The sequence below is a fragment of the Kumtagia ephedrae genome (genome assembly GCF_003012745.1).
Lineage (GTDB): Bacteria > Pseudomonadota > Alphaproteobacteria > Rhizobiales > Rhizobiaceae > Kumtagia > Kumtagia ephedrae.
Genome location: NZ_PXYK01000021.1, coordinates 1 through 16356 on the forward strand (window position 1 = coordinate 1; position 16356 = coordinate 16356).

The following is a 16356-nucleotide window of genomic DNA, read 5'->3' on the forward strand; positions in this document are numbered from 1 at the left end:
AAGCGGCGGCGCTTCAAGGCTGGCGCGGGCGGAAAAAGTAAACTGTCCCCGGCACTTACCTCCTGGCTCGCCGTGAATTCGCGTCGGCAGAATCCGCTTTTCGCGGACCATTTTATCCCCTCCCCTTCCGCCTGCCGCATACTTGCGCCCGAAAGCCGCTCCCTGCGGGAATCTGGTGCGCACCGGGTATCAGGAGGGAGCGTCGGCGCCGGGTCGGTCGTGCAATCGGTAGCGCGGCTGGCGAGAGCTGGAGACCCGGGCCCCAGCCGCGACACCTGCGCGAATGCAGCGCTAGCGGACGGGCAAGAACGCCGGCGGGGCGCGGGTCACCGCGCCACGTATTAACTTAGAGAGGCTCGGCCCCGCGCCCCGCTTCCCGCACTTTCCTTTCAATGGCCAGACTGCGAAAGCAGGGCGTGGCGAGGATGAAGCTTGCCTGCGCCGTTCCGAACAAATCGCATTGTTGCATGGACCGGGATCGTTTTCCGGGATGACATCCGCTCCAAAGCGGATTAGGTCGGTTGCGGCTTACCTTGCCGGGAATGCCGCGCCCCCGCCACTCCAAAGCTCCGACCATGAAGCCCACCCTCGATATCGCCGACCTCAAGGAAATCGCGCGCCGCCGCGTGCCGAGAATGTTCTTCGACTATGCCGATTCCGGTGCCTGGACCGAAAGCACGTACCGGGCCAACGAGGAGGACTTCAAAAAGATAAAGTTCCGGCAGCGCGTGCTGGTCGACATGACCGGGCGCTCGCTGGAAAGCACCATGATCGGCGAGAAGGTGGCGATGCCCGTCGCACTGGCGCCCACGGGGCTGACCGGCATGCAGCATGCCGACGGCGAGATGCTGGCGGCGCAGGCGGCGGAGGAGTTCGGCGTGCCGTTCACCCTGTCGACCATGTCGATCTGCTCGATCGAGGACGTCGCCTCGGTGACCAAAAAGCCGTTCTGGTTCCAGCTCTACGTCATGCGCGACCGCGATTTCGTCATCAATCTGATCGACCGGGCCAAGGCGGCGAAATGCTCGGCGCTGGTGCTGACGCTCGACCTGCAGATTCTCGGCCAGCGCCACAAGGACCTGCGCAACGGACTGTCGGCGCCGCCCAGGATGACCCCGGCGAACATCGTCAACATGGCGTTCCGCCTGCCCTGGTGCGCGCGCATGCTGAAGACCCGGCGCCGCAGCTTCGGCAACATCGTCGGTCACGCCAAGGGCGTCGGCGACCTGTCCTCGCTCTCCTCCTGGACCAACGAGCAGTTCGATCCGCGCCTGTCGTGGAAGGACGTCGAATGGATTCGCGAGCGCTGGGGCGGCAAGCTGATCCTCAAGGGCATCCTCGATGCCGAGGACGCGAAGCTGGCGGCGGCGACCGGCGCCGACGCGATCATCGTCTCGAACCATGGCGGCCGCCAGCTCGACGGCGCGCCGTCTTCTATCTCGGTGCTGCCGGGGATCGTCGAGGCGGTCGCCGACCGCACCGAAATCCATCTCGACGGCGGCATCCGCTCCGGCCAGGACGTCTTGCGCGCACTCTGCCTCGGCGCACAGGGCACCTATATCGGCCGGCCCTTCCTCTACGGCCTCGGCGCCTTCGGCAAGCAGGGCGTGACGATGGCGCTGGAGATCATCCGCAAGGAGCTCGACGTCACGCTGGCGCTTTGCGGCAAGCGGCTGATCGGCGAGGCCGGCCCGGATCTGCTCTACAAGGAGTAGCAGTCCTTTGCGAGGTGACTGCGCCCGGCATCTGCCAGGCGCAGCCTCGGTTCCCGGTCAGCTTATCGAGGCACGCCGGCCGACCAGACGTCCCAGTCGGCGATGATCGTGTCGGTGAGCGCCGAGCCGACCCTGTAGGCGTTGGTCACCGAAGGCATGAAGCCGCCCGACTTGGCGCCGAGCGAATCGATGGCGGTCTGTCCCGGCGCCTCGCGGTCGAAGTTCGAGGCCGTCCGCAGCACCGCGATCCGGCTGAAATCCAGAAGCCCGGCATCGGCGCCGCGCTTCAGCGCCGTCAGCGTCGCATTGTCCTCCATCTGCGTGGTGCAGTAGTTCGCCTTGCCGTCGGACACCTGCGCCGTCCACCGCTCGACGGCATCGCCGATCTTCGAGCCGTGCCAGTAGGTGTCGAGCGAGACCGTGTCGCACAGCTTGACCGACGGCTTGCCGCGCGCGGCCTCCTCCTCATAACGGCTGCGATATTGGGCGGCATCGTCGCCATCAGCGAGCTCGACGGACTTCGTCAGCCCGAACGCCTTTTCGGCGAGAGCCGGGCTGAGAGCATAGACCTCGGTGCCCGCGCCCCAGCCGGCCTTCTCGCCCGGTCGCTTGGCGCCGAGCGCCACCATGCCGTCCGGCCAATCCTGCGGAATCTGCCGCGGATCGATGTCGTGGCGCAGCCCGCCGTCGACGACGTAACGCGCCCACAGCGCCGAGCCCAGCGTGCCGTCCTTGGGATCGACGCCGGCGATCCCGCCGATCAGGAAATAGGTCTGGCCGAGGTCGAACTGCTTGCCGAACACCAGCGCCGCCACCGAGCTTGCCGCATTGGAGAAGCCCATCGCCGTCGTCATCAGGCAGAGCCCCTCGGAATCGCAGGACACCTCCGGATATTCGCCGGACAGACCGGGCACCTTCACCTTGGTGTCGAGCTTCTTGCCGGCGAGCCACGGTTTTGCTTCCTCGCCGAACATGGTGATTACCAGCACCTTCGGCTTGATCGGCTCGCCGGCGCGTGCCTGAAGGCTCCAGGTGCCGGAAAGGGTGGCTGCCACGAGCCCGAAAAGGGCAGCCAACTTCAATCGTCCTTGCATCTATGTTCTCGCATGAATCGTTTCGACCTGACGCGATCACCATGCCGCCGGCGATCCGATCGGGGAAGGCGGAATCGTGCATGACAGAATTGTGAACCGACGCCCGGACTGCCGCCTTCGTCGGCGTGTCGATGCAAAGCGACGCGGCCGTTACGCATCCGGCTGTCGATTATGCGTCCGCTGATGCAGATCGCGGACGATGCGGCTGGCGGTGGTCTCGAACAGGAAGGGCAGGACGGCGTGGACCAGCGCCGCAAACGCCGCCGCGAACAGCCGCGCGGAGAATCCGGCGGCAAACGCCATGTGGCCGAAATAGGTCTCGCCGACGGAAGCGGGATGATCGTGAAACAGTCTTGCCAGCCGCGTTGTCATCTGCCGTCCTCCATTACTGCCGAACGGTGGCATGATAGGTCCGTTGCAGCGACTGCTTGTCCCAAATCGTCTCTTGAACTGGAGATTGTTTGGGACGATCATCCCAAGATGACGACTGAAATCGACATTATCGACCGCCGCATCCTGGCCGAGCTGCAGCGCGACGCCATGCTCTCGGTCGACGACGTCTCTGCGCGCGTGAACCTGTCGCGCAACGCCTGCTGGCGCCGCATACGCCGGCTGGAGGACGCCGGGGTCATCAAAGGCCGCGTCGCGCTGGTCGATCCGGAAAAGCTCGGCGTCGGCCTCTCGGTCTTCATCATGGTGCGGACCTCCAACCACGATCCCGACTGGCTGACCCGTTTCCGCGCCGCAGTCACCAGCCTGCCGGAGATCACCGGCGTCTACCGCATGTCGGGAGACCTCGACTATGTGCTGCGCGCCCGCGTCGCCGACGTGAAAGCCTATGACCGGCTCTACCAGCGGCTGATCGCCAAGGTGCCGCTGTCCGACGTCTCCGCCTCCTTCGTCATGGAGGAGATACGCGAGACGACGGTCGTACCGGTGGAGGTCAGATAGAAACTCCAGAGGTTGATTCGCTTCACGCGTTTCTGCTGGACGAGGAGGCGGCTCTTCTCGTAGTTGGGGATTCGTGAGCGGCCGCGTTGCATCGAAGAGCGCGACGGGCCAGACAGCGCCAGTTCACCACAAGGGCATCTCGATGAAACCGTCCCTCGGCGTCGTCCGCCTCCCGCATGCGCATGGCCTCGATTTGCCCGCCTATGAAAGCGTCGGCGCCGCCGGCCTGGACCTGCGCGCCGCCGTCGCCGACGACCGGCCGATCCTGATCCTGCCGGGAAGGCGCGCGCTGGTGCCGACCGGGCTCATCCTGGAAATCCCGGAAGGTTTCGAGGGGCAGGTGCGGCCGCGCTCCGGCCTTGCCCTCAAGCACGGCATCACCTGCCTCAACACGCCGGGCACGATCGACTGGGACTATCGCGGCGAGGTGAAGGTGCTGCTCGTCAATCTCGGCGACGACGATTTCACCGTCACCCGCGGCATGCGGGTGGCCCAGCTGGTGATCGCGCCGGTGGCGCGGGCCGTGATCGAGGAGCGCAGCCTGGCCGGTGGCACAGCGCGCGGCGCCGGCGGCTTCGGTTCCACCGGCACCGCCTGAGCGGGTCGCCAAGCGTCGGCCATCCCGGCGGCAGGAGCCTTCAGCAGGCGGACCTCCGCCGGCGAGAAATGGGTGCAGTTCCATCCGAGTTTTGACAAGATTGCTGCGGAGAATCCCGCGCAGCCCCGGCGACCGCGCCGGTGCAGGCAGGATCTGACGGTCACAACTCGGCTAAACAGGCAATGCCATGGACAAGGGCAGCACGTTCCGCAGCCTCCACGAGGCGCCGGGCATCTTCGTGATGCCCAATCCCTGGGATCCGGGCACGGCCAGGCTGCTGGCCTCGCTCGGCTTCAAGGCGCTCGCCACCACCAGCGCCGGTTTCGCCTTCTCGCGCGGGCTGGTCGACGGCGGCGTCGGCTTCGAGGCGATGGTCGCGCATTGCCGCGACATCGTCGCGGCCGTCGAGGTGCCGGTCTCCGCCGACCTGGAGAAGGGCAAGGGCGACAGCCCCGACAGCGCCGCCGAGACCATCTTCGCCGCCGAAGCGGCCGGCCTGGCAGGCTGCTCGATCGAGGACCACACCGGCGATCCAGACGATCCGATCTACGACTTCTCGCTCGCGGTCGAGCGGGTCGCGGCGGCGGCCGAGGCGGCCAGGGCGTTGAAGAAGGACTTCGTGTTCACGGCGCGCGCCGAGAATTTCCTGTGGGAGCGCCCCGATCTCGACGACACGATCAAGCGCCTGCAGGCATTCGCCGACGCCGGCGCCGACGTGCTCTATGCGCCGGGCATCTCCGATGTCGCCACCATCCGCGCCATCTGTTCGGCCGTGCCGCGTCCGGTCAACGTGCTGGCGGTGCCCGGCCTCAGCGTCGCCGCGTTGGCGGAGGCCGGCGCCAAGCGCATCTCGCTGGGCTCTAAGCTGACCGCCCACGCCTTCGGGGCGCTGCGGCGCGCCGCCAACGAGATGCTCGGCGCCGGCACCTTCGAATTCGCCCGCGACACCATGTCCTTCGGCGAACTCGAGGCGCTGTTTTCCGGCAAGGAGTGATGGACAGGCTTTCCCGCCCGCCAGAAAGACGATGCGGATTTCAGAGTGTCCGCACCAGCTCCTCCAACTGGTCGGTGACCTGGCTCCAGCCCTCGTGAAAACCCATCTTCTCGTGGGCGTCGCAATCTTCCTTCGACCAGTGGGTTACCCGTGCCGTGTAGCGGGTCTTGCCGCCTTCGTCGTCGAAGGTGAGGGTGAGCGTCATGAACGGCTTCTCCGACGGCTCCCAAGCCCTGACATAGGCATCGGTGACGACCAGGCGCCGGTTCTCGACGACATCGAGGTAGACGCCGTGATTCGGGAATTCGGTGCCGTCGGGACCGGCCATCACGATGAGGTTGCTGCCGCCGGGCCGCACGTCGAGCTCGGCGCGCGGCGTCGACCACGGCTTCGGCGCGAAGAATTTCGTGATGATCTCGGGATCCGTCCAGGCCCGGTAGAGCTTTTCGCGCGGTGCGTCGATGACGCGGGTGAGCAGGAGCTCGCGCTCGGAGGGGCGGGAGGTCTGGGCGGTGGGGTTCATATCCTGTCTCCACATGGCCTGTTTGTTCGGGGCCGTTGACGCGCGCCGAGCGCACGGTGCCGCTCTTATGACGTATGGCAGTATCGCATGCCGACACCACCGGGGCAAAATTCCTGCCCTTTCGATCTCGATGCCGCCGGGCTGCCTTGCGGGCGGATGCGTCGTACCAAATTTCGCCACGCTGCCGATTCATGCTTCGTTTACCAGCCGGCGTCAGGCTGGCGAGGGGGCCGGACCCCGGGGAAGACCGCATGACGTTTCTGATCGCACGGGCGGCGCGGGCCGCCGCCGTCCTTGCCGCGATGCTGGCCTTTGCCGTTCCGGCGGCGCAGCCGGCGCAGTCGGCCGAGCTCGCCAAGGATCTGTTCGGCAGTCAGCGGCTGCCGGCCGCGACCGCGGCGAAGTCCTACGGCTTCTATTCGAAGGGCTGCTTCTCCGGCGGCCTCGCCATCGCCACCGACGGACCGACCTGGCAGGCGATGCGGCTGTCGCGCAACCGCCGCTGGGGCCACCCTGTGATGATCAACCTGGTCGAGAAGCTGTCGCGCCAGGCGACCGCCGACGGCTGGCCGGGCCTGCTCGTCGGCGACATCTCGCAGCCGCGCGGCGGCCCGATGCTGACCGGCCACGCCTCGCACCAGATCGGCCTCGACGCCGACATCTGGCTGACGCCGATGCCGGACCGCCGCCTGACCGCGGAGGAGCGCGAGAACATGTCGGCGATCTCCATGATCCGCAAGGGCGGGCTCACCGTCGACGAGCGCATCTGGACCAAGGCGCATGCGCGGCTGCTGAAGCGTGCGGCGAGCTATCCGGAGGTCGAGCGCATCCTTGTCCATCCGGGCATCAAGAAGAAGCTGTGCGAGACGGTGACCGGCGACCGGTCATGGCTGCGCAAGGTTCGGCCGTTCTGGGGCCACGACTACCATTTCCACATCCGTATCGGTTGCCAGCCCGGTTCGACCGGCTGCAAGAAGCAGGCGGAGACGGTGCGCGGCGAGGGCTGCGACGAATCACTTGCCTGGTGGTTCACCGAAGAACCGTGGCGGCCCAACAAGAACCCGGACAGGCCGAAAGCGCGCGACATCATGACCATGGCGAGCCTGCCGAAGGAATGCCGTGCCGTCCTCAGCGCCCCGGAACCGGTCTCGGAAGCGGCGGTCACGGTCGGACCGGGCGCCGATGCCATGGCCGTCGCGGCGGCGGAAGCAGCGGCGCCGGCGGTGCTCGAGCCGGCGGGAAGCGCACCAGCGGTCGCCTCCACCGGCGCCATCCCGCTCAACGCGTTCGCGCCTACGCCGGAGATCGGCATTCCGCTGCCGCGTCCCAGGCCGGGGTCCTGATCCGGCGGCTTCCCCCGCGCACAGTTCCCGTCTATGAGCCTTCAATCGGTTTAACGGTGGAGGCCAGTCCATGGCATCCCGATTGCGGCTGGCGCTGATCGCGCATGACGAGAAGAAGGACGACCTGGTCGCCTTCGCGCGCGGCCATGTCGGCTTCCTCGAGATCTGCGACATCGTCGCCACGGGCACGACCGGTGCCCGCGTCCTCGACGCCTGCCCAGGCCTGCGGCTCAAGTGCCTGAAGAGCGGTCCGCTTGGCGGCGACCAGCAGATCGGCGCGCTGATCGCCGAGGGAAAGGTCGATGCCCTCATTTTCTTCGTTGATCCGCTGACGCCGATGCCGCATGACGTGGATGTGAAGGCCCTGATGCGGCTGGCGATCGTCTACGACATACCGATGGCGCTCAACCGGGCGACCGCTGAGATCATCCTTCGCGACCACGAGAACGGCGCAAGCCGCGCTTCCGCAAGGGAGGACGATGTGCATGGCTGAGGCCGAGGACGGTTTTCGCTTTCCCATCCTGATCGGCGACGTCGGCGGCACCAATGCCCGCTTCGCCGTCGTCGAATCGGCCGATGCCGAGGCTGGCGCGCCGCGCGTCGTGCGCACCGCCGATTTCCCGACGATCGACGAAGCCATCCAGGCCGCGGTCCTGGACGATGCCGCAATCCGCCCGAAATCCGCCGTCATCGCCGTGGCCGGTCCGGTGGACGGTGACGAGATTGCGCTGACCAACTGCCCCTGGGTGGTGCGGCCGAAGGGCATGTTCGGCAGCCTCGGCCTCTCCGACATCGTCGTGCTCAACGATTTCGAGGCGCAGGCGCTCGCCGTCGTGGCACTCGGCGAGGAGCATATGGAGAAGATCGGTGGCGGGGCGCCGGAGGCCGGCGCCGCCCGCGTCGTGCTCGGGCCGGGAACGGGCCTCGGCGTCGCCGGCCTCGTCCATTCGCGCGGCCTGTGGATACCGGTGCCGGGCGAGGGCGGCCACATGGACATCGGACCGCGCACGGACCGCGACCGCCAGATTTTTCCGCATCTCGAGCCGATCGAGGGGCGCATCTCCGGCGAGCAGATCCTGTGCGGCCGCGGCCTGGTCAACGCTTATCGCGCGACCGCGCTGGCCGACGGCGGAACGCCGCGCTTCACCACGCCGGCCGAGATCACCGCCGCCGCGCTCGAGCGTACCGATCCGGTGGCGGAGGAGGCCCTTGCCTTCTTCGTCACCTGCCTCGGCCGCACCGCCGGCGACCTGGCGCTGGTGTTCAAGAGCCAGGGCGGCGTGTTCCTGACCGGCGGGATTGCCCAGAAGATCGTGCCGGCGCTGCGCGAGCCGCGATTCCGGGCGGCCTTCGAGGACAAGGCGCCGCATACCGAGATGATGCGGGGCATGCCGGTCTACGTCATCACCCACACGCTGGCGGCACTCGCCGGGCTCGCCGCCTACGCCCGCGCGCCGCAGCGGTTCGGCGTCGAAACCCGCGGCCGGCGCTGGCGCAGCTGAACGGTATCTTCGACATTCAGGCAGCGGATTTTTGGGGCGAAGCACGCTTCCGTCTGGCCCGTTGCGACTTGTCGGTAGGCGTTGCCGACAGCGTCAGGCCAAGCGCGTTCAGCACGGACAGCACGGTCGCGAATTCGGGATTGCCGCTGTCGCCCAGCGCCTTGTACAGGCTTTTGGGGTTAAGCTTTGCGGCTGCAGCGATGTCGGCCATTCCTCGTGCACGAGCAACGAGTCCTATAGCGTCCCGCACTTCGGCCAGATCACCGGTTTCGAGCGCGGCTGTGATATAGGCCGCCTGAAGTTCCGGGGTATCGAGATATTCGGCCGCATCAAAGCGAGTCGTTTCCATCTCTCAGTCCTTCCAATTGTCAGCCATGTCCAAGGCTCGCTGTATGTCCGCCTGCTGCCTCCGCTTGTCCCCACCGCACAGAAGAACGACGAGAGCCGCGCCGCGCTGCATGTAGTAGACCCGATAGCCTGGCCCGTAGTCGACGCGCATCTCCATGACCGGCCCGCCGACCGGCTTGACGTCACCAGGATTGCCCCGCTCCATCCGACGGATGCGCTGCAGGATGCGGGCCGCTGCATTTGCGTCACGCAAGCCGCGCAGCCACTGCGCAAATGGCGGACTTTGGCGGACCTCGATCATGCGTCGGTAGCCTATAGGCGACCTGCGGACCGGGCAAATACTTTTCTCACGCCTTGCGGCGATGTGTCCTTCCTGGGCGGCGCGGACGTCACATGGCCGTTTGTTCGTGCGGAAGCCATAGGCAAGGCCGCCCGTTGCCGCTATGAGGAGCCGCCGGCCGCGTGCCGGCCAAAGAAACGCGAGCCGAACCGGAATTGAAAACCAAACACGACAAGAGGCGAGCCGACCCAGGTGAGGTCATCGCCATCATCCGGCGCATCCTCTCCGAGAACGGCCGTGACTATGTGCGCAGCTACGTGGCCGCTGGCCTATGCCTGCTGGCAACGGCGGCGACGACGGCCTTCGGCGCATGGATCATGCGCGACGTCATCGACCAGATTTTCTACAAGCAGCGCAGCGACCTGATCGTCCTGATCAGCGTGTCCATCTTCGCCGCCTTTCTGATCCGCGGCTTCGCCAGCTATGCCCAGTCGGTCATCCTCGCCAAGGTCGGCAACAACATGGTGGCGCGCTATCAGCAGCGCCTGTTCGACCATCTGATGCGGCTCGGCGTCGACTTCCACACGTCGATGCGCTCCGGCCAGCTGGCCGCCCAGATCAGCCAGAACGTCGGCGGCGTGCGCGACCTGCTCAGCACCACCCTGAGGGCCGTCGTTGGCGACGTCGTCACGCTGGTCGCCCTGGTCGCCGTCATGGTGATGCAGGATCCGATGCTGTCGATCTTCGCCTTCCTGATCGGACCTCCGCTCGTCTACGCCGTCAACAACCTGATGCGGCGCATGCGGCGCATCAGCCGCGAATCCGTCGAGGTCAATTCCCGCCTGCTCGGCGCCATGCAGGAATCGACCCAGGGGATCGCCGTGGTGAAGGCCTTCACCATGGAGGAGCAGCTGTCGCGGCGGATCGCCAAGCTGATCAAGGACGCGGAGTGGCGCAACAACAAGATCGCCCGCGTTTCCGAGCGCCTCACGCCGATATCGGAGATTCTCGCCGGCGCGGTCGTTGCCCTGGTGGTGGTCTATGCCGGCTACCGCTCGACGTTCAGCCAGCAGCCGCCCGGCGCGGTGTTCTCCTTCATCTCGGCGCTGCTGCTCGCCTATGACCCGGCGCGCCGGCTCGCCCGCGTCCAGGTCAGCCTCGAGCGGTCGCTGGTCAATGCGCGCATGATCTACGAGATCCTCGACCTGAAGCCCCGGCAGGGCGACGTCGCCGACGCCAGGCCTCTGGATGTGACGAAGGGCGAGGTGCGCTTCGACGACGTGCGCTTCGGCTACAACCAGGACCTGCCGGTGCTGCATGGCGTCAGCTTCGTTGCCGAGGCCGGCAAGATGACGGCGATCGTCGGGGCGTCGGGTGCCGGCAAGTCGACGCTGACGGCTCTGCTCGAGCGCTTCTATGATGTCGAAGGCGGCTCGATCCTGATCGACGGCCAGGACATCGCCAAGGTGACGAAGCGGTCGCTGCGCGAGCAGATCGCCTTCGTATCGCAGCAGCCTTATCTGTTCGAAGGCTCGATCGGCGACAACATCCGCTACGGGCGCGAGAGCGCGACGGAAGCCGAGGTGCAGCGGGCCGCGCAACTGGCGGCGGCGGACGAATTCATCCGCGAGCAGCCGCAGGGCTACGACACGCTGGTCGGCGAGAACGGCGTGACCCTGTCGGGCGGCCAGCGCCAGCGTGTCTCGATCGCCCGCGCCATCGTGCGCAATGCGCCGATCCTGCTGCTCGATGAGGCCACATCGTCGCTCGACACCGAATCGGAGGCGCGCGTTCAGGACGCGCTGGCCACCGTCATGCAGGGCCGGACCGTCATCGTGATCGCGCACCGCCTCTCGACGGTAGTGAATGCCGACAAGATCGTGGTTCTGGAGAACGGCCTCGTGGTCGAGGAAGGTACGCATCAATCGCTGCTCGCCGATCCGCACGGGGTCTATGCGCGCTTCCACCGCGTTCAGAGTTCCAAGGGCCTCGGGCTGGTGAACGACATCAAGCGCGCGGCGGATCCGGCAAAGCGCGCCAAGCGGACGGGAGCACCGGCATGAGCGAGATGGGACTCGTCGTCGTCGGCGCAGCCGGCCGCATGGGCCAGACGCTGATCCGCACGGTGCAGCAGGTTGCCGGGGTGCGCGTCGCCGGCGCCATCGAGCGCGCCGGCTCGCCGTTTCTTGGCCGCGATGCCGGGGAACTGGCCGGCGTCGGCCCGCTCGGGGTGCCGATCGTCGATGATCCGCTGCCGGTCTTCGCCAGAGCCGACGGCGTGCTCGATTTCAGCGTCCCGGCGGCGACCGTGGAGTTCGCCGGCTATGCCGCGCAGGCGCGCATCGTCCACGTCATAGGCACCACCGGCTGCTCGGCCGAGGACGACGCCAGGATCGCCGCGGCGGCTCGCCACGCCACCATCGTCAAGAGCGGCAATATGAGCCTCGGCGTGAACCTTCTCGCCGTGCTGGTGGAGCAGGCGGCCAGGGCGCTCGGCCCGGAGGATTTCGACATAGAGGTGGTGGAAATGCACCACCGCCACAAGGTGGATGCGCCGTCGGGCACCGCGCTGCTGCTCGGGCAGGCCGCGGCCGCGGGGCGGGAGATCGGGCTTGCCGACAACAGCGTGCGGGTGCGCGACGGACATACCGGCCCGCGGCCGGAGGGTGCCATCGGCTTCGCCACCTTGCGCGGCGGTTCGGTGGTCGGCGACCATTCGGTGATCCTCGCCGGTCCCGGCGAGCGCGTGGTGCTCAGCCACAACGCCGAGGACCGCGCCATCTTCGCGCGCGGCGCGGTCAGGGCGGCCCTGTGGGCGCACGGGCGCAAGCCCGGCCTCTATTCGATGCGCGACGTGCTCGGACTGGCATGAGCGCAGCAGTCAACCGCAACAAGGGGTAACGAATGTCCGGAACACTCGTGCTGGTCCGCCACGGACAGAGCGACTGGAACCTGAAGAACCTGTTCACCGGCTGGCGCGACGTCGACCTGACGGAGCAGGGCCATGCGGAGGCCAAGGCCGCCGGTGCCACGCTGGCGGCGCGCGGGCTCAAATTCGATCTCGCCTTCACCTCGGTGCTGCAACGGGCGCAGAAGACGTGCCAGCACATCCTCGACGCCGTCGGCCAGAGCGACCTCGAGACGATCCGCGACCAGGCGCTCAACGAGCGCGACTACGGCGAACTGTCCGGGCTGAACAAGGACGACGCACGCCAGAAGTGGGGCGAGGAGCAGGTGCATGTGTGGCGCCGCTCCTACGACATCGCGCCCCCCGGCGGCGAAAGCCTGAAGGACACCGGCGCCCGCGTCTGGCCCTATTACCTGCACGACATGCAGCCGCATGTGCTGCGCGGCGGCACCGTCCTGGTCGCCGCGCACGGCAATTCGCTGCGCGCCCTGATCATGGCGCTCGACGGCTTGTCGAAGGAAGAGGTGGTCAAGCTGGAACTCGGGACCGGCGTGCCGATCGTCTACCGCCTGAACGCCGATTCGACCGTGGCTTCGAAGGAGGTTCTGACGGCCTAGGGACGGAAAGGAATCCGGCCCATTGTCCGCCCGATTCGGCCGCGGCCGGTCGCGATGCGGTGGTTCGCCCGCTGGACCGACCGGATCGACTCCGGCGGAGCGGATGGCGTCTGCCGCTGGGATGGGTCATTCGGCCGCAAGAAAGTTGCGATCTGTGCTCAATTCGACACGGCGGCACCAAGCCTAACAAAAACAATGCGTTGAGAGCAGTTCGGCGACTCGCCGGAGGCTCTCGGTTAGCGAAGCGTTTACGCTGCAGTTTCAATGCTAATGATCCGACGGAGTTTGACATTGACGCTTTGGGTCCAGTCCGTCATGTCTTCGCGTGCTGCCGGACGGAGCCGCGGGGACAGAGTCGGCGAGGCAGAGGGAATTGGTTTGGCAAGTGACTGTCTGATAGAGCTTTCTTCCGCTCGCAGCGGACGCGCAGGTCTGACGGCTCGCAGGGTCGTCGTTGCCGCGTTGCTGCCGATGCTGGTCGCGGGTTGCAATGCTTTCTCCGGCGATGGCCCGATGGCCTCCTCGATCGTGTCGGCTTCCGACAACAAGGGCCAGAACCCGCGCCAGAACCCCAAGCAGCAATACGTCTTCGACGTGGTCGACATGACGCCGAATGTCGCCTCGGTCGTGGCCGCCTATCAGAGCCCGGCTTTCAACAAGACGTTCGGGCTCGGCAAGGGCGGCGTCAATCCGACGATCGGCGTCGGCGACGTGCTGCAGATCACCATCTTCGAGGCGGGGCCGGACGGCTTGTTCTCGACCCAGGACAACAAGGCGACGTCGGTCACCGTCACCGTGCAGCCCGACGGGCGGGCGCCGGTGCCCTATATCGGTGCCGTGCAGTTCGCTGGCAACACGCTGGAAGCGGCCCGCAACTCGATCGTCCAGTCGCTGAAGACGCGGGCCGTCGAGCCGGACGTGATCGTCGGGCTTGCCGAAAACGCATCGCGCACCATCGCCGTCAACGGCGTGGTGGGCAAGCCGTCGGTCGTCCCGCTCGGCCTGTCCAGCGAGCGGCTCACCGACGTCATCGCCAAGGCCGGCGGACCGACCAACCCGCCCTACGACACCTTCGTGACGCTGACGCGCGGCGGCAGGACCGGCAAGGCGCTGCTGCAGACGCTGATCGACCGGCCGTCGGAGAACATCTTTGCACGGCCGGGCGACCAGCTCTTCCTGACGCACGATCCGCAGACCTTCTCGGTCCTCGGGTCGACGGGCAAGACGGCGAAGATCCCGCTCGGCGCCGCCAGCATCAGCGTGATCGAGGCGGCCGCACTGGCCGGCGGCGCCAATGCGTCGCGGGCGAATCCGCGGGGCCTGTTCATCTTCCGCTACGAATATGCGCCGGTGCTGCGGTCGATCCTCGGCGAGCAGCGCTTCCAGGTGCTTGCCTCCAAGGGCATGCATCCGAACGCGGCGGACATGTATCCGATTGTCTACCGCATCGATCTGTCCAAGCCTGACGCCTATCTGGTCGGCCAGAACTTCCCGATGCGCAACAAGGACGTGCTCTATCTGGCGCAGCATCCGTCGGTGGAAATCTTCCGCTTCATGAGCGCCGTGGCGCAGACCTTCGTGATTGCCCGCGCCGTCAGCTCGTTCTGACGCGCGGCGCCGTCAACGTCACCCATGACCGACCGATCAGTGACGCGGCTATAGTCACGCCGCGACTATTGAGATGCCATGGCCGAGATCGTCTCGGCCGCATTCCGCTCTGCCGTTCATCTTGACCGTTTGCGCCGCCCCTCACCTGCCAGCCTAATGGTTGCGCTCTCCCCACTAGAACGGGAGGGGTCGCCTGCCGCGGCTTCTTCGCAAGTCTCCAGCGGTGCCGATTGGCGGGTTCGGCAGCCACAGCGTCCTTTCCGTCCTGAGCTAGTCGAAGGAATCCGGGGAGAAGTGCCTAATTTTAGCAGGGCGATGAGGGACGGCGCGAACGCTCAACACAAGCTGTGGGTACGAGCGGGCGCCGATCGATCCACAGCCATTCGATCCCGATCGGGCGACGCGCTCGCCTCGGGCATCACCTGGTGCAGATGCGCAGACGCGGTCGCGGAATGTCTCGGCCCCAGACATGCCGGAATGCCCTTCCCGGATAGTCCCTGACGACCGCGGGCTCCGGCATGGTCGAGGGCGCGCCAACGCCCGCCCCGAGGGGACCCGGGCCGCTACTGCTCCAGCATGCCCTTGGCGAAGGAATCGGTCAGCGGCTTCACCAGGTACTGGACGAGCGTGCGCTCGCCGCCGCTGACGATGATTTCCGCCGGCATGCCCGCCTGCAGGCGGCCGCGGATCGTGTCCGGGATGTCCTTCTCCGCCACACTGATGCGGGCGTTGTAGTAGGGCTCGATCTGCGGGTTCTCCGGCATGATGATGTCAGGCGACAGCACCTGCACCGATCCGAAGATCACCGGGGTCAGCCGGCTGGAGAAGCCGGGGAAACGCACCTCGGCCTTGCCGCCGATCATCACCTCGTCGACGTCCATCGGACGCACCCGCGCGTTGATGATGAATTCGTCGTTGATCGGGACGATCTCCATCATCGCTTCGGCCGGACGGACGACGCCCGTCTTGGTGTGGATCTTTATATCCTGCACCATCCCCCTGACCGGAGCGCGGATGACGGTGCGATCGAGGATGTCCTGCGCCTGCTTGACGCGCTCGGACACTTCGGCGACCTGGTCGCGGACCTCGCGCAGCTCCGTGCTGGCGCGTTCGACGAATTCCTGGTTGAGCTGCAGCGCCCGCAGCTTCGTCTCGGCGATCGCTTCGTTGGCCTTGGCCATGTCGGCGATGAGGCGGCCGAGATTGCCTTCCAGTTCCATGCGGCCGCGCATCAGCTGCGCCACATGGTTGGTCGACACATAGCCCTTGCGCTGGCCCTCCTCCATGCGCTCGATCTGCTCGACCAGCGAGCCGCGCTGGTCTTCGATCGACTTGCGCTGCGATGTCAGTCCGCGCGATTCCTCCTCCAGCTGCGTGGCGCGGGCATTGAGAATGCTCGTCTGTCCGTCCCTGGTCGCCTTGCGGTCGCGGAAGAGCGTGCGGTGCAGCTTGATGTAGGCGGGCTCTTCCGTGCTCTGGGGGTCGAAGATGTCCGGCGGGAAGGTGATGTCGTCCGCATTGATGCTCTCGGCCTCCAGCCGCGCTTCGGCGGCGCGCAAGAGGGCGAGGCGTTCGCTGAGCACGGTGAAATTGCCGACCGCCTGCGTCGGATCGAGGCGGACAAGCACGTCGCCGGCCTCGACGACGTCGCCGTCCTTGACGGTGATTTCGGAAACGATGCCGCCTTCCAGGTGCTGGATGACCTTGCGATTGGTAGAGACGACAACGACACCATGCGCCACCACGCCGCTGGACAGCGGCGCCGTCGCCGCCCAGGTTCCGAACACGCCGAAGGCGAGCGCGATCGTCGCATAGCCGGCGACCACGTAGGGGGCCGGAGAGAAGCTCTTCTCGGGCGTCTTCTTGGGCATCATC

General features: G+C 66.8%; 17 protein-coding genes. 11 read left to right on the plus strand and 6 right to left on the minus strand.

Translation table 11 applies throughout. The features are described 5' to 3' along the window. The first annotated feature begins 575 nt into the window (after positions 1 to 575). Positions 576 to 1715 (plus strand): alpha-hydroxy acid oxidase, encoded by a 1140-nt coding sequence (locus tag C7I84_RS20165; RefSeq protein ID WP_106774021.1) that lies wholly within the window; start codon positions 576 to 578, stop codon positions 1713 to 1715. Positions 1716 to 1777: 62 nt separating this feature from the next. Here C7I84_RS20165 and C7I84_RS20170 read toward each other — a convergent pair whose 3' ends face one another. Both C7I84_RS20170 and C7I84_RS20175 read right to left on the minus strand, forming a co-directional pair. Further along, positions 1778 to 2791, minus strand: coding sequence for a purine-nucleoside phosphorylase (locus C7I84_RS20170; protein WP_245428515.1), 1014 nt, complete (start codon positions 2789 to 2791; stop codon positions 1778 to 1780). Positions 2792 to 2959: 168 nt separating this feature from the next. After that, entirely contained in the window at positions 2960 to 3181 is a 222-nt protein-coding gene (locus C7I84_RS20175) for a DUF6356 family protein (RefSeq protein ID WP_106774023.1), read from the minus strand. A 108-nt stretch (positions 3182 to 3289) separates the two neighbouring features. On the opposite strand from C7I84_RS20175, the gene C7I84_RS20180 reads away from it, so the two are divergent. The 3 genes from C7I84_RS20180 (at position 3290) to C7I84_RS20190 (ending at position 5352) form a co-directional block, all read left to right on the plus strand. Beyond that, entirely contained in the window at positions 3290 to 3760 is a 471-nt protein-coding gene (locus tag C7I84_RS20180; RefSeq protein WP_106774024.1) for an Lrp/AsnC family transcriptional regulator, read from the plus strand. 142 nt (positions 3761 to 3902) lie between these two features. Continuing rightward, positions 3903 to 4358, plus strand: a complete 456-nt coding sequence (dut, locus tag C7I84_RS20185; RefSeq protein WP_106774025.1) for a dUTP diphosphatase — start codon at positions 3903 to 3905, stop codon at positions 4356 to 4358. Positions 4359 to 4545: 187 nt separating this feature from the next. Beyond that, positions 4546 to 5352: an isocitrate lyase/PEP mutase family protein gene (locus C7I84_RS20190; RefSeq protein WP_106774026.1), complete on the plus strand. Its 807-nt coding sequence runs from the start codon at positions 4546 to 4548 to the stop codon at positions 5350 to 5352. Between the two features lie 40 nt (positions 5353 to 5392). On the opposite strand, the gene C7I84_RS20195 is transcribed toward C7I84_RS20190, so the two are convergent. Next, entirely contained in the window at positions 5393 to 5875 is a 483-nt protein-coding gene (locus C7I84_RS20195; protein WP_106774027.1) for an SRPBCC family protein, read from the minus strand. A 251-nt stretch (positions 5876 to 6126) separates the two neighbouring features. Here C7I84_RS20195 and mepA point away from each other — a divergent pair, with 251 nt between their 5' ends. From mepA to C7I84_RS20210, 3 genes are all read left to right on the plus strand, one after another. After that, positions 6127 to 7218 carry a penicillin-insensitive murein endopeptidase gene (mepA, locus tag C7I84_RS20200; RefSeq protein WP_106774028.1) on the plus strand — a complete coding sequence of 364 codons (1092 nt, stop codon included), beginning with the start codon at positions 6127 to 6129 and terminating at the stop codon, positions 7216 to 7218. 70 nt (positions 7219 to 7288) lie between these two features. Then, positions 7289 to 7711, plus strand: a complete 423-nt coding sequence (locus C7I84_RS20205) for a methylglyoxal synthase (protein WP_106774029.1) — start codon at positions 7289 to 7291, stop codon at positions 7709 to 7711. Further along, complete coding sequence (locus C7I84_RS20210) at positions 7698 to 8720, plus strand: glucokinase (protein ID WP_106774030.1); 1023 nt, start codon at positions 7698 to 7700, stop codon at positions 8718 to 8720. Before C7I84_RS20205 ends, C7I84_RS20210 begins: the two co-directional genes overlap by 14 nt. A gap of 16 nt (positions 8721 to 8736) precedes the next feature. On the opposite strand, the gene C7I84_RS20215 is transcribed toward C7I84_RS20210, so the two are convergent. Continuing rightward, the gene (locus C7I84_RS20215) at positions 8737 to 9069 is read right to left on the minus strand and encodes an addiction module antidote protein (protein ID WP_106774031.1); all 333 of its coding nucleotides are present in this window, start codon (positions 9067 to 9069) and stop codon (positions 8737 to 8739) included. A gap of 3 nt (positions 9070 to 9072) precedes the next feature. Beyond that, a complete protein-coding gene (locus tag C7I84_RS20220) occupies positions 9073 to 9369 on the minus strand; it encodes a type II toxin-antitoxin system RelE/ParE family toxin (protein ID WP_106774032.1) in 297 nt (98 codons plus the stop codon). A 194-nt stretch (positions 9370 to 9563) separates the two neighbouring features. Between C7I84_RS20220 and C7I84_RS20225 the strand changes: the two genes are divergently transcribed. The 4 genes from C7I84_RS20225 (at position 9564) to C7I84_RS20240 (ending at position 14481) form a co-directional block, all read left to right on the plus strand. Beyond that, the gene (locus C7I84_RS20225) at positions 9564 to 11411 is read left to right on the plus strand and encodes an ABC transporter ATP-binding protein (protein ID WP_245428516.1); all 1848 of its coding nucleotides are present in this window, start codon (positions 9564 to 9566) and stop codon (positions 11409 to 11411) included. Between the two features lie 5 nt (positions 11412 to 11416). Then, on the plus strand, positions 11417 to 12220 hold the full coding sequence (dapB, locus tag C7I84_RS20230; protein ID WP_165816158.1) for a 4-hydroxy-tetrahydrodipicolinate reductase: 804 nt from the start codon (positions 11417 to 11419) through the stop codon (positions 12218 to 12220). Positions 12221 to 12252: 32 nt separating this feature from the next. Continuing rightward, positions 12253 to 12873, plus strand: a complete 621-nt coding sequence (locus C7I84_RS20235; RefSeq protein WP_106774034.1) for a 2,3-bisphosphoglycerate-dependent phosphoglycerate mutase — start codon at positions 12253 to 12255, stop codon at positions 12871 to 12873. 513 nt (positions 12874 to 13386) lie between these two features. Beyond that, complete coding sequence (locus C7I84_RS20240) at positions 13387 to 14481, plus strand: polysaccharide biosynthesis/export family protein (protein ID WP_165816152.1); 1095 nt, start codon at positions 13387 to 13389, stop codon at positions 14479 to 14481. Positions 14482 to 15044: 563 nt separating this feature from the next. On the opposite strand, the gene C7I84_RS20245 is transcribed toward C7I84_RS20240, so the two are convergent. Next, entirely contained in the window at positions 15045 to 16355 is a 1311-nt protein-coding gene (locus tag C7I84_RS20245; RefSeq protein ID WP_106774036.1) for an HlyD family type I secretion periplasmic adaptor subunit, read from the minus strand. Position 16356: the final 1 nt, after the last annotated feature.